The organism is Alicyclobacillus fodiniaquatilis (assembly GCF_042678105.1).
GTDB classification, from domain to species: domain Bacteria; phylum Bacillota; class Bacilli; order Alicyclobacillales; family Alicyclobacillaceae; genus Alicyclobacillus; species Alicyclobacillus fodiniaquatilis.
The window spans coordinates 1-761 of sequence record NZ_JBHUCX010000093.1 but is presented as its reverse complement, the minus strand read 5'-3'; the positions used below and the strand labels follow the sequence as shown (position 1 = coordinate 761).

General features: G+C 40.2%; 1 protein-coding gene. It reads right to left on the bottom strand.

What is annotated here, in order from left to right; genetic code table 11:
• The coding region (locus tag ACFSB2_RS23130; RefSeq protein WP_377945471.1) for an AMP-binding protein at nucleotides 1–761 on the bottom strand (761 nt) is incomplete at both ends.

Below are 761 nucleotides of genomic sequence, written 5' to 3'. Positions count from 1 at the left end.
AACCAACGGGCCAAGTCCCCGGTTCGATACATCCTCTCCCCTGGCTCAAACGGATTCTCTACAAACTTCTCCGCCGTCAGTTCAGGTTGATTCAGATAACCACGAGCAAGTCCTGCTCCAGCAATATATATCTCACCTGTAACCCCTTGTGGCACTTCACAAAACATAGAATTCAACAAATAAATTCTCATATTATACGCCGGTCTACCAATTGGAACCGAAAAACGAACATCCTTAAAGACATCAAAACAGTAAATCATACAACCAACGGTCGCTTCTGTTGGACCATACTCGTTAATAATTTCAATCCTAGTTCCAAACTTTCGAGTGACACTCTTAGAAAGTTCAGTTTCCAATGACTCGCCACCAACAATAAACTTGCAAATACCTGTAGGTATTTTATCCTGTTCAAGCAATATCCTCAGATGCGTTGGCGTAAGCTTGATTATCCCTATTCTTTCATTATCCGCCATGAGTGAAAGGATTCGTGCCAAATCATTATCTCTGTAAATAAATACCCGATTTCCGGTCAACAATGGAGTAAATATAGATGTTATGGTTAAATCGAAAGCGATCGAAGAATACAGAGGAAAATCTATTTTTTCACTTCCAACATACATTTTTTGAGCCCAGGATATATAATTCACCAAAGCTATGTGCTCAATCATAACGCCTTTTGGTGTTCCGGTAGAACCTGATGTGTAAATCACGTACGCCAAATGATTCGGCTGAACCGAGACTGATAAATTAGCTTTCTCTGT